Genomic DNA, 13,163 nt, shown 5'->3' with positions numbered 1-13,163 from the left:
AGCGTCAGTACCCGGTGGTGATCGACCCGACGATCACGATCGCGCCGTCGGCGTCGGTGTCGCAGGACGTCATGGTGCGTTCGGACGCGCCGACGACGAACTTCAACAGCACGTGGGACATGTCGGCGGGCAAGACCAGCAGTTCGGGCATCGCCCGTTCGCTGATCTACTTCCCGCTGGACGAGATCCCGGCCGGGTCGAAGATCGACACGGCGCAGCTGTCGATGTACTTCGACCAGGTCCACACCTCCGGTTCGACGAATGTGGACGTGGAGGTGCGCCGGGCGACCGGTGCGTGGGACGAGACCACGGCGACGTGGGACAAGACCAGCACGTTCGTGGGCGAGCAGTCCGCGACCACGGTCCTGATGGACGACGGCGACACGGGCACGGCAGCGGTCGGCGAGTGGCCGCGGGTGACCGGCACGGGCTACGCGAGTGACTACGCGTACAACAAGAACACCGCGACCGGTGAGTCGTACACGTGGCAGCCGAACATCGTCGATGCCACGGACTACAAGGTCGAGGTCCACACTCCGGTGCAGGCGGACGGTGCGACGGCCGCCCCGTACACGGTGACGTCGGCCGAGCCGACCGCGAACTTCACGGTCAACCAGGCCACCGGCACCACGGGCTGGCGTCAGCTCGGCACCACGCAGATCGATTTCGCCAAGGGCAACACCGGCAAGATCGTCCTCGGGGACACCGGGGATGCGACCAAGCGGACGATCGCCGACGCGGTCCGGCTGGTCAACCCGGCGCAGATCCGCAAGGACGTCGGCGAGTACAACCAGTGGCACAACTTCCGGGTCGGCGACACGGTCCAGAAGTGGGTGTCGGGTACGTCGCCGAACTACGGCTTCGTGATCAAGGCCGTCGACGAGTCCTCCACCGCGCCGCTCGGCGGTCCGCAGTACGAGGCCGGGGACTACGACTACGGCGGCGAGACGTCCACCATCCCGCGCCTGACGGTCACCTTCGGCAAGGTCGGCACCTCGCTGAACTCGCCGACCGTCGTGCACGGCACCGGTCCGGAGCTGTCCTGGGCGGCGTACAAGAACACCACCGGTGACACGGACCTCGACATCGCCGAGTACCAGCTGCACCGCTCCACACAGCAGGTGTTCACGCCCTCGGCCGCGACGCTGGTCGCGCCGATCGCCAAGACGGCCACCACCTACACCGACACCACCGCGGTCCCGACCCCGGACTCCAGCAGCGCGGAGATCGGCAAGTCGTACTACTACCAGATCGCGGTCAAGACGGCCGACGGCCAGGTGCTGGGCTCCCCGACCCGCGTGGTCGGCATCCCCAAGGCCGGTCGCACCATGCGCCTCATCCAGGCCGGCGCCGGTGTCACCGACACCACGCTGTCCTCGCTGAAGCCGACGACCAACCTGAACACCATCGAGCAGGGCACGGTCGGCCAGGACTGGCTGACGGTCGGCAACAACTCCCCCACCTACGACCGCACCCGCGCGGTCATCAAGTGGCCCACCACCACCATCCCCACCACCGCGACGGTGCTGGAGAGCCGGGTCTTCCTGTGGTCCACGATGACCACGCGCGACGTCGCCACGTCCAAGGCCCAGTACAACCTCCACGGTCTGACCCGGGACTTCACCGAGACCCAGGCCACCTGGAACAACGCCAACTCCACCACCGCGTGGACCACGCCCGGCGGCGACCACTCCTCGGTCGTCTCCGACTACGTGCCGGCGTTCAACACCGATCTCGGACGCCACTGGTGGGACGCCACGTCCCTCACCCAGGGCTGGGTCAAGACGCCCACCAGCAACAAGGGCACCCTGATCAAGCTGAAGGACGAGTCGACGACGGGCCCGCAGGAACGCTCCATCTTCCTGTCCGCCGCCGCACCCGACCCCCAGCTGCGCCCGCTGCTGCGCGTGATCTACGTCGACTCCACCACGGAGGACACGTACTACGCGCCCACCACTCCGGCACGGATGACGCCGAACACCACGTACACCGTGGAGTTCACGGTCACCAACACCACGTCGACGGCGTGGGCCACGGGTGAGCGCGAGCTCTCCTACACCTGGAAGCTCCCGGACGGCACGGACGTGACGACCGGCGGCAACCAGCTGAAGACCGCGATCCCGGCCCTGCTGCCGGGCAAGTCGGCCACCATCCAGGCCAAGGTCGCCACCCCGATCAACTCCGACTCCGGCAACAAGCGCAACGAGTACGTGCTCGGCTGGGACGTCCGGAAGATCTCGGATGGCACCTGGCTCTCCGCCGGCACCGGCGGCATCCCGCCGCTCAAGCAGAACGTGGCGGTCGAGGACCCGACCTCCAACACGCTGGGCCTGGAGAAGTTCTACAGCTACACCGGCAAGAACACCGGCGCCGGTTCGAGCTTCATGAACAACGTGGCGTCCGGCAACGGCGTGTGGCAGTACAACGCCATCAACAACCCGGGCCGCGGTCTCAACACCTTCGCGCGCCTGGCCTACAACACCCTGGACACCTCGGACACGGTCCTCGGCCACGGCTGGTCGGCGCAGGTCTCCGGTCCGACGCGCCTCGGCGCGCCGCTGGACTTCCATCCGAACCCGAACCCGACCGAGGTCCGGCTCCCCGACGGTGACGGCACCACGCACGTCTTCCGCTGGGACAGCGTCAACAGCGTGTGGAAGGCCCCCGCGGGCGTCCACTTCAAGCTGACGAAGAAGTCGGGCCTGGACTGCAAGCCGACCGCGGACCCGGTCCCGGACGCCTGGACGCTCACGCGCCCCGACGGCACGCGGTTCCTGTTCGGCTGCGACGGCTACATGACGTCCGCTGTCGACAACGACGGCAACACGCAGACGTTCACGTACGAGGAGCGCAGGTCCAACAACAAGCCGACCAAGTTCCTGACCTACATCACGGACCCGGCCGGCCGCCAGACCCTCACCCTGGAGTACTACAAGAAGGGTGACGCGTCCTACCAGTACATCGACGACACGGGCGCGAAGGTCTCCGGCACCAACCTGACCAACTCGAAGATCTACGACCACGTGAAGTCCATGACGGACATCTCGGGTCGGAAGATCACGTTCTACTACACCACGAAGGGTCTGCTCGGCCAGATCATCGACGGTGAGGCCTGGACGCAGCCGAAGGTGTTCAAGTTCACCTACGACGCCACGCAGGGCAACAAGAACGTCAAGCTGGTCAAGGCGACCGACCCGCGGGGCAACGCGACCTCCTTCGCGTACTACGCGCCGCAGGTGGGTGACGACCCGAAGTACCACTGGTGGACCAAGACGATCACCGATCGCCGGAACTTCGCCACGAACTTCGCGTACAAGCCCAATGTCCTGAACACCAAGTTCACCGACACCAAGGTCACCGACGCCGAGTCGCGCGCCACGGACCACGTCCTGGACGACTTCGCGCGCCCGGTGCAGATGACGAACGCCAAGGCCCAGACCACCAAGCTCAGCTGGGACGCGGACAACAACGTCGTCTACATGGAGCAGGCCAACGGCGCCAAGACCGCTTCCTGCTACGACCCGAAGACGGGCTACCCGCTGCGGACGTGGGACGCGGAGGTCACCAAGTCCTGGACGCAGTTCAACCCGACGGACTACTGCAACCCGGCCTCCTACCCCGCCAACGCGACGAAGTTCGAGTACACGACGCGGATCGACGGCTACTCCGCCGACCTGTGGCGCAAGACCTCGCCGCTCGGCAACGTCTGGGAGTTCGGCTACGACCAGTTCGGCAACCAGACGTCGGTGACGGACCCGGAGGGCGTCGCCTCGGCGACGGCCGGTGACTACACCGCCACCACCGAGTACGACGCGTACGGCCAGCCCACCAAGCAGACCGACGCGAACGGCCACGCCACCACGTACTTCGGCTTCGGCCCGCACGGCTACCCGACGAAGATCACGGACGCGCTGAACAACTCCACGAACTTCGTCTACGACGAGCGCGGCAACACCAAGGAGGTCATCAACGCCAAGGGCGCCAAGGTCACCCAGTCCTACGACTACTTCGGCCGCCCGCTGGAGCAGAAGCAGCCGAAGGACCAGGCGGCAGGCGTCTACATCACCACCCCGGCACCCGAGTACGACGCCAACAACAACCTGCTGAAGGTCTTCACGCCGAGCGGCGCCGAGTCGTCCTCGGTGTACGACGCGGCCGACCAGGTCACCGACTCGCTCGCGCCGAAGGACCTCACGACGGACCCCGAGCGGCGCACGACCACGACGTACGACAAGGTCGGCAACGTCAAGACCGTCACCGAGCCCAAGGGCAACCTGACGGCCACGGTCGGCGACTACACCACGACCTACACCTACGACGAGATCTACCAGCCCGTCTCCGTGGTCAACGCCAAGGGTGACAAGGTCTCCAGCGAGTACGACAACGTCGGCAACATCGTCACTGTCGTCGACCCGAAGAAGAACGCCACCACCGACCCCGCCGACTTCACCACGAAGTACGCCTATGACCTGAACCACCGGGTCACGAAGACGACGGACGCGGCCGGCAAGTTCACCACGGTCGAGTACGACCTCGACGGCCGCTCGCCCAAGGCGACGGACGCCGAGGGCAACACGAGCGAGACGGTCTTCGACCGGCGCGGCCTGGTCAAGGAGATCAAGGTCCCGTACTCGAAGGACGGCTCCGGTGTCATCACCTACCGGACGACCCGCTTCGAGTACGACGAGGTCGGCAACCAGACGAAGGAGATCAGTCCGCGCGGCGTCGAGACCACCGACGACGCGACCGACTTCACGTCGGAGACGGTGTACGACGAGCTGAACCGGGTCAAGGAGCAGCTCCGCCCGTTCGACAAGGACAACGTCAAGTACGCCACCCCGGACAAGACGTTCTTCTTCTACGACTCGGTCGGTCAGCTGGAGCGTGTCTCGGCCCCGCCGTCGCAGGGCCAGACCGTCCGTAACGACACCCAGTACACCTACTACGACAACGGGTGGACGAAGTCCGCGAAGGACCCGTTCGAGATCACCACGTCGTACGACTACAACGCGCTCGGCCAGCAGACGAAGAACACGCTGACCTCGGCCGGCGGCTCGTCGCAGCGCACGATGACGTGGGACTTCTACCCGTCGGGCAACCAGAAGGCCCGTTCCGACGACGGCATCCCGGTCGGCAACCAGGTCGTGGTCGTCGACTCCAGCGACGTCCACAACACGGCGGCGCAGGGCAACTGGGGCGCCTCGCAGGCCATGGGCCAGTGGGGCTACGACGTCCGTACGCACCCCAAGGGACTCGGCCTCGACTCCTTCACCTGGCAGCTGAACATCCCGCAGGACGGCACGTACGAGGTCTTCGTCCGGCACGGTGCCGTGACCGGCGCGGCGACCAACGCACCGTTCAAGATCACCCACGCGGGCGGTGAGGTCACCAAGCCGGTGAACCAGACCACCCGTTCCGGTGAGTGGGTCTCGCTGGGTTCGTACTCCTTCACGGAGTCGGGTACCCAGAAGGTCACGCTGTCCGACCTGGCCGACGGCACGGTCGTCGCCGACGGTCTGAAGCTCGTCCGCTCGAACACGGGCGAGACCGACAACGAGAAGAAGGACTTCACCTACCGGTACGACGTCAACGGTCTGCTGGCCGAGGTCAAGGACCTCTCGCCGGGTGCGAAGGCCGACGCGTACGCGATGACCTACGACGACCTCAACCAGCTCACGAAGGTCGAGGAGAAGCTCGGCACGACGGTCAAGAACACGACCGCGCTGGCCTACGACGTCAACGGCAACCCGGTCGAGACCACGCACGACGTGACGTGGTCGAAGGCCGAGTACGACGTCCGCGACATGATCAACAAGATCACGAACGCGGATTCGCCGACGGCGGGCAACCAGCAGATCACCACGTTCACCTACACCGACCGCGGTCAGCCGCTGAAGCAGACGAAGCCGAACGGGAACACCGTCGACTACGCCTACTGGCTCAACGGCGCGGTCAAGTCGCAGGTGGAGAAGAAGAGCACCGGCACCGTCGTCGCCTCGCACGACCTGGAGTACGACCCGAACGGGAACCGCTCCAAGGACACGTCCAAGGTCATGAACGCCGACAACGCGGCGGACTACCTGGACACCGTCTCGACGTTCGTCTACGACCCGCAGGACCGGATCGACACGGTCACCAAGACCGGTGACGCGGCGGGTACGGAGAAGTACACGTACGACGGCAACTCCAACATCGTCGAGCAGACGGTGGGCACTGTCACGTCGACGTCGACGTACGACCGCAACCGTCTGCTGAAGACGTCCGCGGGCGGTGTCGCCTCCACGTACAACTACGACCCGCTGGGCCGTCTGGACACGGTCTCGTCGAACGGGTCGGTGCAGGAGAAGTACACCTACGACGGCTTCGACCGGATCGCCAAGCACACGGCGGGTACGGGTGCGTCGGCGAGGACGACGTCGTACGTGTACGACGCGTTCGACCGCACGGCGCAGGAGACCACGTCCGGGACGGGCGGGAAGACGACGCTCTTCACGTACCTGGGCATGGAGTCGAAGGTGCTGCGGGAGGAGGTCGCCGGCAAGGCGACCAAGTCCTACCAGTACTCGCCGTGGGGCCAGAAGCTGACCCAGATCAAGCACAACACGGATGCGACGAAGGAGTACTCGCAGTTCCTCTACCACCCGAAGGGTGACGTGGAGGCGATCACGAAGGCGGACGGCAACACCCGGGCCACGTACGGTTATTCGGCGTACGGCTCCGACGACGAGAAGCAGTTCACCGGCGCGGACAAGCCGGACGCTGCGAACCCGGACAAGGAGCAGTACAACGACTACCGCTACAACGCGGCACGTCACGACGACGGCTCCGGTACGTACGACATGGGCTTCCGGAACTACGACCCGGGCCTGAACCGGTTCCTGACGCGTGACATGTACGGCGGCGCGCTGGACGACATGGGCCTGGCGACGGACCCGTACACGGGCAACCGTTACGCGTTCGCGGGCGGCAACCCGATCTCCTTCGTGGAGCTCGACGGTCACCTCTTCGGCTTCGACGTCTCGCTCTCGGACGTGGGCCACGCGGCCCTGGACGTGGCGGGCATGGTGCCGGTGATCGGCGAGGTCGCGGATGTCGCCAACGGCGTGTGGTACGCGGCCGAGGGCAACTACGCGGACGCGGCCCTGTCGATGGCGGCAGCGATCCCGGGTATCGGCGCGGCGGCGACGGCGGCCAAGTACGCCAAGAAGGGCGCGAAGGCCGCGGACGCGGTGAAGGGCGGCAAGAACGCCCCGACGGCCAAGCCCAAGACGTCCAAGCCGAAGCCGACGAAGACCGCGGACAAGCCTGCGCCGAAGAAGCAGGGCGGCAGTTGCAAGGTGCCGGCGAAGAAGAACAGCGTCATCCCCGGCACCAAGGTCCTGATGGCCGACGGGTCCACCAAGAAGATCGAGGACTTGAAGGAGGGCGAGTACGTCCTGGCCTCCGACCCGGAGACCGGGAACCTGCAGGCCCGCAAGGTGACCGACACCATCACCGGTGAGGGTCTCAAGCACCTCGTCACCCTCACCGTCGACCCCGACGGCGACAACGGCGACGCCAAGTTCGAAACCATCACGGCCACGGACGAGCACCCGTTCTGGCTGCCCGACTTCGGCATGTGGGTCAACGCAGAGGACCTCGAGCCCGGCATGTGGCTCCAGACCTCCGCCGGCACGTGGGCTCAGGTCACCGCGATCGATGAAGCCCACCGTACCCAGCGCGTCCACAACCTCACCGTGGACGGTGTCCACACCTACTTCGTCGTTCTGGGCACGTTCGAGGTCCTGACCCACAACGAGGGAATCGAAGAATGCAAGACGAGGGTCGGAGACCCGTCCAAGGCAGGTATCCCCAGTAAGTCGAAGAAGAAGACGACTGGCGTCTCCAACGACAAGGCGTACCGGTCCGGCTGGTCGGCGAAGAAGCCCAAGTCGATGGAGAAGGTGGACATCGCCCAGGTTTCCGCCGAGCGGGTGAACATGGGAATGCCCCCGATTCCGCACTTCCGAGACAATGGAATAGTCGGGAAGTACCAGGACTCTCACGTTGAGGTCCAGGCCATCGTCGACAATATGGGTAAGAGCGATGTGGTCGTGGACCGTGAAATGTGCGGCCCCTGCCAGGAATTCGCCTCCTGGTTCGCCTACAAGCACAATGTGGACATTGCGGTTTCTGATCCGATTGGGATGCGGATATTCCGTCGGACAGGAGACCAGGAATTCTCCCCCTGGTAAAGTGTCCATAGGGGTGAAATGAATTGGGGCCTCTCCGGTAGCATGCCGGGGAGGCCCCGCTGTTCTTGCACAGTCAGTCACTTCAGGAGAACTGCATGACCAATCACGGGAGTCGCCGTGAAGAACTACTGGCGCGCGCTGAGGCCGACGATGCCGATGCGATGCTGGCCATCGCCGAAGTCTCGGATACTGCAGATCGAGGGAGGTGGTTGCTCAGAGCGGCGCAGGCTGGGAGCGAGGAAGGTCGTCGGCGGCTCGCACAGTTTCGTCCAACTTTGGAGCAGGCGGCGCGAGGGGAGGATCCGGACAGTCAGAGCGTACTCGGTGGGATTCTGCTCGCCTGGGAGGGGAATCCGGCGGAAGCCGCCGTGTGGTTCGGGAAGGCCGTGGAGTTCGGGAACAATGAAGCCCGGCGGTCCCTGGGCTACCTCTACGTCGAGGGCGCTGGTGTTGATCGGGACTTGGTGAAGGCGGAGGAGCTGTTTCTGGCTGCCGCGCGCGAGGGGGACGTGATCGCCGCACATAATCTCGGCGTCTTCTACCTCGATGAGGAAGATGGTCCCCGTGACGTGTCCGAGGCCGTCCGCTGGTTGCGCGTAGCGGCGGAAGCCGGTATTGACGAGGCCGCGGCCAAACTCGGTGATGTTCTGTCAGACATGGACCGGGACGAGGAGGCCCTCCACTGGTACGAGAGGGCGGGCGACCTGGGCCATGTCGCGGCCATGATGGCAGCGGGCTCCTGGCACAGGGACGGGATCGGAACGGAAGAGAATCGGGTCGTCGCCGTCAAATGGTTTCTGAAGATGCTTGAGTTCCACAACTTCGAAGGGGTGCACGAGATCTTCCAGCTTGCCCCACAGATGACCGACTCGGAGCTCAGGGAAGGCGGGCGACTGGCGGGCCGGGAGTCGGAAGCCGAGAAGATCATCCAGATGTGCAACTCCGGCGCGGGCCACGGCGCTACGGCCGGCCCATAAAGAGTGGGACGCGCGCACCGACTCCACCGAGTTCCGGGTCGCCGTCACAGCGCGGCTCGCGCCCAGCGCGGAGCTCTGCCTCTCCCTGCGGCACAGGGACGATCACCTGCGGCTCGTCGTGTCGGACCAGCACCCCGGCACGTCGGACCCGTCGCCGTATCGGTGTGCGAGGCCCTGCGACGCCGGGCTCGATGGCTCCTGGCAACCGTGATCCACCGGGTGGTACGGCCTGAATCGGGCCGTTCCACCCGGTGAGAGCGGATTCCCGGTCGGGTGGTTAAGCGCTCCTTGCAGGGGCAGCGTCTTGTCGTTGAACACCTCGACCGCGCACGTGGCCTGCTTCGCCCGCGCGCCGTCCTTGATCCGTCCGTCACTGGTCACGAGCGGTACGTCGAACCTTTCGGCCGGAGCCACGTAAGTGGCGTCGCAAGTGGACGGGTTGGCGAAGAGCTCTCGCACGCGGGGGAGCAGAGGCACATGCTCAAGACGTCGGATCGGGCCGTGCGGCACCTGCCAGAAGGCGCGATGAAGCGAGGCGTCGAGGCAACCGGCGCGGACTTCATCTACATGTGGGGTAACCGAGGAAACACCCTGGCCACGCCCACCGGGTGGTGGCAGGCGAGTCAGCACCTGTGACCCACAGTGATCAAAGCGAGGTGATAGTGGAGCAACGCACCGACCCCGTGCACATCGTGGCGCGCGTCGGAAAGGCGGACCCGGAGACTGAGCCCTTTCCAACTTGCTGAAGGTCTAGGTCAGACCACAGGCGACGAGCCGCTGGTCTCCCCGCTGGCCCGCCCGATACTCGAGCGCGTGCCCGCGAGGTAGCCGCCCAGCAGATCCCGAGTCGCCGAAAGATCGTGAACGTGTCTTGTGGACCGCTTCAGCGGGTTGCGACCATCCCGGCATGGACTCGCGAGTGGTCGGAATACCCGACGTGGACGGCACCGAACAGGTGGCTGTTGTGATCGATGTCATGCGGGCGTTCACCACCGCCGCATGGGCTTTCCACCGCGGGGCAGACAAGATCGTTCTCGCTGCCGACGTGGGCGAGGCACTGGCGATCAAGGCGTGTCACCCGGGCTGGCTTGCGCTCAAGGATGGGGCACCGGTCAGCGGGTTCGACCTGGTCAACTCCCCTGGCCTGATCCAGGAGGCCGACTTGGCCGGCCGCACCGTGATTCAAAAGACCACTGCGGGCACGGTTGGGGCCCTGGCGGTTGTCGAGGCGAAATTGGCGCTGTGCGCCAGTTTCGTTGTGGCCGGCGCGACGGCCCGGGCCCTGGCGGATGCTGGCGCCGACTCGGTGACGTTCGTGGCCACCGGCGAGGAGGGCTGTGCCGCCGAGGATCTGGCCTGCGCCGAGTATCTGGATCGGCTCCTGGCCGGGGCTCGTCTCGACGCCGGCCCCTATCTGCGCCGTGCCCGCACCTCCCCAGCTGCGGACGACCTGCGCAGCGGGCGACGCCGCGGTGCTCACCCCACCGATGTGGAGTTGTGTTTGGAGGTCGACCGGTTCGACTTCGCCATGAAGGTCGGGCTCGAGGAAGGGATGGCAGTGCTGCGGCCGCTCCGGACTCGACCAGATGCGGTGTCCGCTGTACACCGCGCACGGTAATTAATGAGCCGTTCCCGCCTCACGCTGACGCGAGGTGGAGGGTGAGGACGGCCTTGACGATGTCGGTGATCCTGGTAGTGCTGCAGCGCAGCTTGCGCAGCAGGCGCCAGCCCTTGAGCGTGGCCATGGCCTGCTCGCCCACGGCGCGGATCTTCGCATGGGCGACGTTGACCGCCTGCTTGCCGGCGGACAGGTTCCGGTGCTTGCCCCGGAAGGGGACGACCACGGTGCTTCCCGCACCCTGATATCCCTTGTCCGCAAAGCACTTGATGCCTACCTCGGCCAGAGCGCCAATGACGCGGTGGGTGCGGGCGGCTGTGATGTCGTGGGTGGCGCCGGGTAGAGCAGGCGAGGCCCAGATAAGGCGTCCGAAGGGGTCGGTGATCACCTGCACGTTCATGCCGTGCTTCTTGTGTTTGCCGGAGTAGAACGGGCGGTCGGCGGCGATCCGGTCGATGGGCAGCAGCGTGCCGTCGAGAATGACGAACGCCTTGGCGGAGGTGGCCATTACGGCCTGCTCCAGGGTGGGGGCGACGGCCGCCAGGACGGTGACGGCCTCGTGTATGTAGCGGTAGACGGTGGTGACACCGATCCCGAAGCCGGCGGCGAGCTGGGCGTAGGTGTCGCCGCAGCGCAGGTGAGCCAGGGCGAGCAACGCCTGCTGTCCGGCGGGGAGTTTGCGCCAGCGGGTGCCCAGCTCGCGCCGCCGGTGGGCGAGGTGCTGGGCGAGGAAGCGCAGGCTCTGGCTGGACAGATCGATCGCCGACGGGTAAACCAGCACGCGAAGCTCCTGGTGGTGCGGGTTGATCTTGGTCGACGATCCTTCTACCAGGAGCTTCACCACTTCCCGACGCCAGGGCGCCCACCCGTCGCACCAGCCAAGCGATCAGGTTGGAAACGGCTCATTGCTTGAGTGGGCGAAGGCGCTTTCGCCCGGCGCTCGCAGCCGGGCGTGGTCCCGGTTGTACTGCTGGTAGTGCTCGGGAAGTTCGTGGTGTCGGTAGCTTGGCGTCGGACTGGCGCCCTCGAAGTCGATGGCAGGTTCGGCAGCAACTGCCCATGCGAAGGGACGCAGCCGCGGCTGATCGCCTGGGGTTCGGACGCCGCCGCGGACATCCTCTGCTGGGACGCCTCCGGCGACGACCCTGCCTCATGGCCGGTTCTCGTATACAACCGGGGCAAGGGCGTCTGGCGGCGCTACGACTGCGGGATGGTCGAGTTCCTCGTTCGCGTCATGCGGGCGGAGTTCCCGGCATGTCCTCTGAGTGACCTCTCGCTCTGGGGCAGCCACCCCGTGCTCTTCCTGAGCCAGAGCGAGGAGGAGCGGCTGCTGGAGCAGGGGCTCGACCACTGGGCGGGGTGACCGGCCCCGCCGCCACCGGCCCGACCGGCTGACAGGCAGGTCGGGCCACGCCGCCGGGCACCGCGAGGGTGCCCGGCGGCGGTCATGGAATCGAGCACCTCAGCGGCTCCACCCGCAGTGCCGTGCAGCTCGCGGCAGGGTAGTCGGCCGGTCAGTTGAAGGCCGTCACGAGAGGCGGTGTGAGGCATGGCTCGGCGCTGCCGGATGCCTGGGGGTGGGATCCCCCGGGCGACCCGACTACAGCGTCAGAACCCGGTGGGGTAATCGTCGGTTCTGATCACGCGGGCGAGGTAGAATCCGTGCTCTCCCTTGGCCGTGGTGGTCTCGTGGTACTCGATGAGGCCGAGTCCGCGCGGCATGGGCGAGACATACGCTCCGGGAAGGCCAGGGAGCGGCCGGCCGCTGGGAGGAAGCACGCCCAGTTCAAGGGCCTCTCGCATCTCGACCATGACGGAGGAGATGGCCGACATCACGTCGGCGGGGGTGTCGAGGCTGAAGAGGATCTCTTCGACCTGGGGTGAGAGAGTCAGCGGATCTTCCTCTTCGGGACCTTCGTACGGGTCGTACCCGTCGCTCACCGCCCGCGCTCCCGCAGCTCTCGCATGACCGTGGACGCGGGGCGACCGGGAGCGGTACGCGCCTTCACCGCGGCGGCGGTGCGAGCGGTCTGAGGGTCGCCTGCCACCTGGACGAGGAGCCACCAGTTCGTCAGGACGTGCCCGATCGTCTCGGGGGTGGCTTCGCCCATCTCGCGGTAGAACTCCATGCGCTGCGCGGGGGGCAGAGCGGCAGCGACGGCGTTCTGCGTGCGCGGCATCGGCTGCGGGTCGGAGTGAATCGGCTGTGTGCTCACGGTGTCCTCCAGGGTGGGGCCCCGCCAGCGTATCCGGCGGAGCGTGGACGCCTCAGCTCCTCGCGGAGTTCAGGGGCGTGGGAGCGCGCGGCGGGCCTGGGCGTGGTCGGACGCAGGC

At 66.4% G+C, this 13,163-nt stretch carries 8 protein-coding genes; 5 read left to right on the top strand and 3 right to left on the bottom strand.

Annotated features, from left to right (window positions below; all coding sequences use genetic code 11):
• Positions 1-71 precede the first annotated feature (71 nt).
• The 4 genes from QFZ82_RS16290 to QFZ82_RS16275 all read left to right on the top strand — a co-directional run bounded on the left by QFZ82_RS16290 (position 72) and on the right by QFZ82_RS16275 (position 10,829).
• The gene (locus tag QFZ82_RS16290; RefSeq protein WP_373429421.1) at positions 72-8,234 is read left to right on the top strand and encodes a DNRLRE domain-containing protein; all 8,163 of its coding nucleotides are present in this window, start codon (positions 72-74) and stop codon (positions 8,232-8,234) included.
• Positions 8,235-8,329: 95 nt separating this feature from the next.
• Positions 8,330-9,211 (top strand): tetratricopeptide repeat protein, encoded by an 882-nt coding sequence (locus QFZ82_RS16285; protein WP_307713872.1) that lies wholly within the window; start codon positions 8,330-8,332, stop codon positions 9,209-9,211.
• A 477-nt stretch (positions 9,212-9,688) separates the two neighbouring features.
• Positions 9,689-9,847, top strand: a complete 159-nt coding sequence (locus QFZ82_RS16280) for a hypothetical protein (protein WP_307713871.1) — start codon at positions 9,689-9,691, stop codon at positions 9,845-9,847.
• A 271-nt stretch (positions 9,848-10,118) separates the two neighbouring features.
• Positions 10,119-10,829 carry a 2-phosphosulfolactate phosphatase gene (locus QFZ82_RS16275; protein WP_307713870.1) on the top strand — a complete coding sequence of 237 codons (711 nt, stop codon included), beginning with the start codon at positions 10,119-10,121 and terminating at the stop codon, positions 10,827-10,829.
• A 19-nt stretch (positions 10,830-10,848) separates the two neighbouring features.
• Here QFZ82_RS16275 and QFZ82_RS16270 read toward each other — a convergent pair whose 3' ends face one another.
• The gene (locus tag QFZ82_RS16270) at positions 10,849-11,610 is read right to left on the bottom strand and encodes a transposase family protein (RefSeq protein ID WP_307713869.1); all 762 of its coding nucleotides are present in this window, start codon (positions 11,608-11,610) and stop codon (positions 10,849-10,851) included.
• Positions 11,611-11,742: 132 nt separating this feature from the next.
• Here QFZ82_RS16270 and QFZ82_RS16265 point away from each other — a divergent pair, with 132 nt between their 5' ends.
• Positions 11,743-12,192, top strand: coding sequence for a hypothetical protein (locus QFZ82_RS16265; RefSeq protein ID WP_307713868.1), 450 nt, complete (start codon positions 11,743-11,745; stop codon positions 12,190-12,192).
• A gap of 245 nt (positions 12,193-12,437) precedes the next feature.
• Here the strand turns inward: QFZ82_RS16265 and QFZ82_RS16260 are convergent, their stop codons facing one another.
• Complete coding sequence (locus tag QFZ82_RS16260; RefSeq protein ID WP_307713867.1) at positions 12,438-12,770, bottom strand: hypothetical protein; 333 nt, start codon at positions 12,768-12,770, stop codon at positions 12,438-12,440.
• Positions 12,767-13,045: a hypothetical protein gene (locus tag QFZ82_RS16255; RefSeq protein WP_307713866.1), complete on the bottom strand. Its 279-nt coding sequence runs from the start codon at positions 13,043-13,045 to the stop codon at positions 12,767-12,769. The genes QFZ82_RS16260 and QFZ82_RS16255 overlap by 4 nt, the downstream gene beginning before the upstream one ends.
• Positions 13,046-13,163 lie beyond the last annotated feature (118 nt).

It is taken from the genome of Streptomyces sp. V4I23, assembly GCF_030817975.1.
Classification (GTDB): domain Bacteria; phylum Actinomycetota; class Actinomycetes; order Streptomycetales; family Streptomycetaceae; genus Streptomyces.
This window is presented reverse-complemented; position numbering and strand designations above follow the sequence as displayed.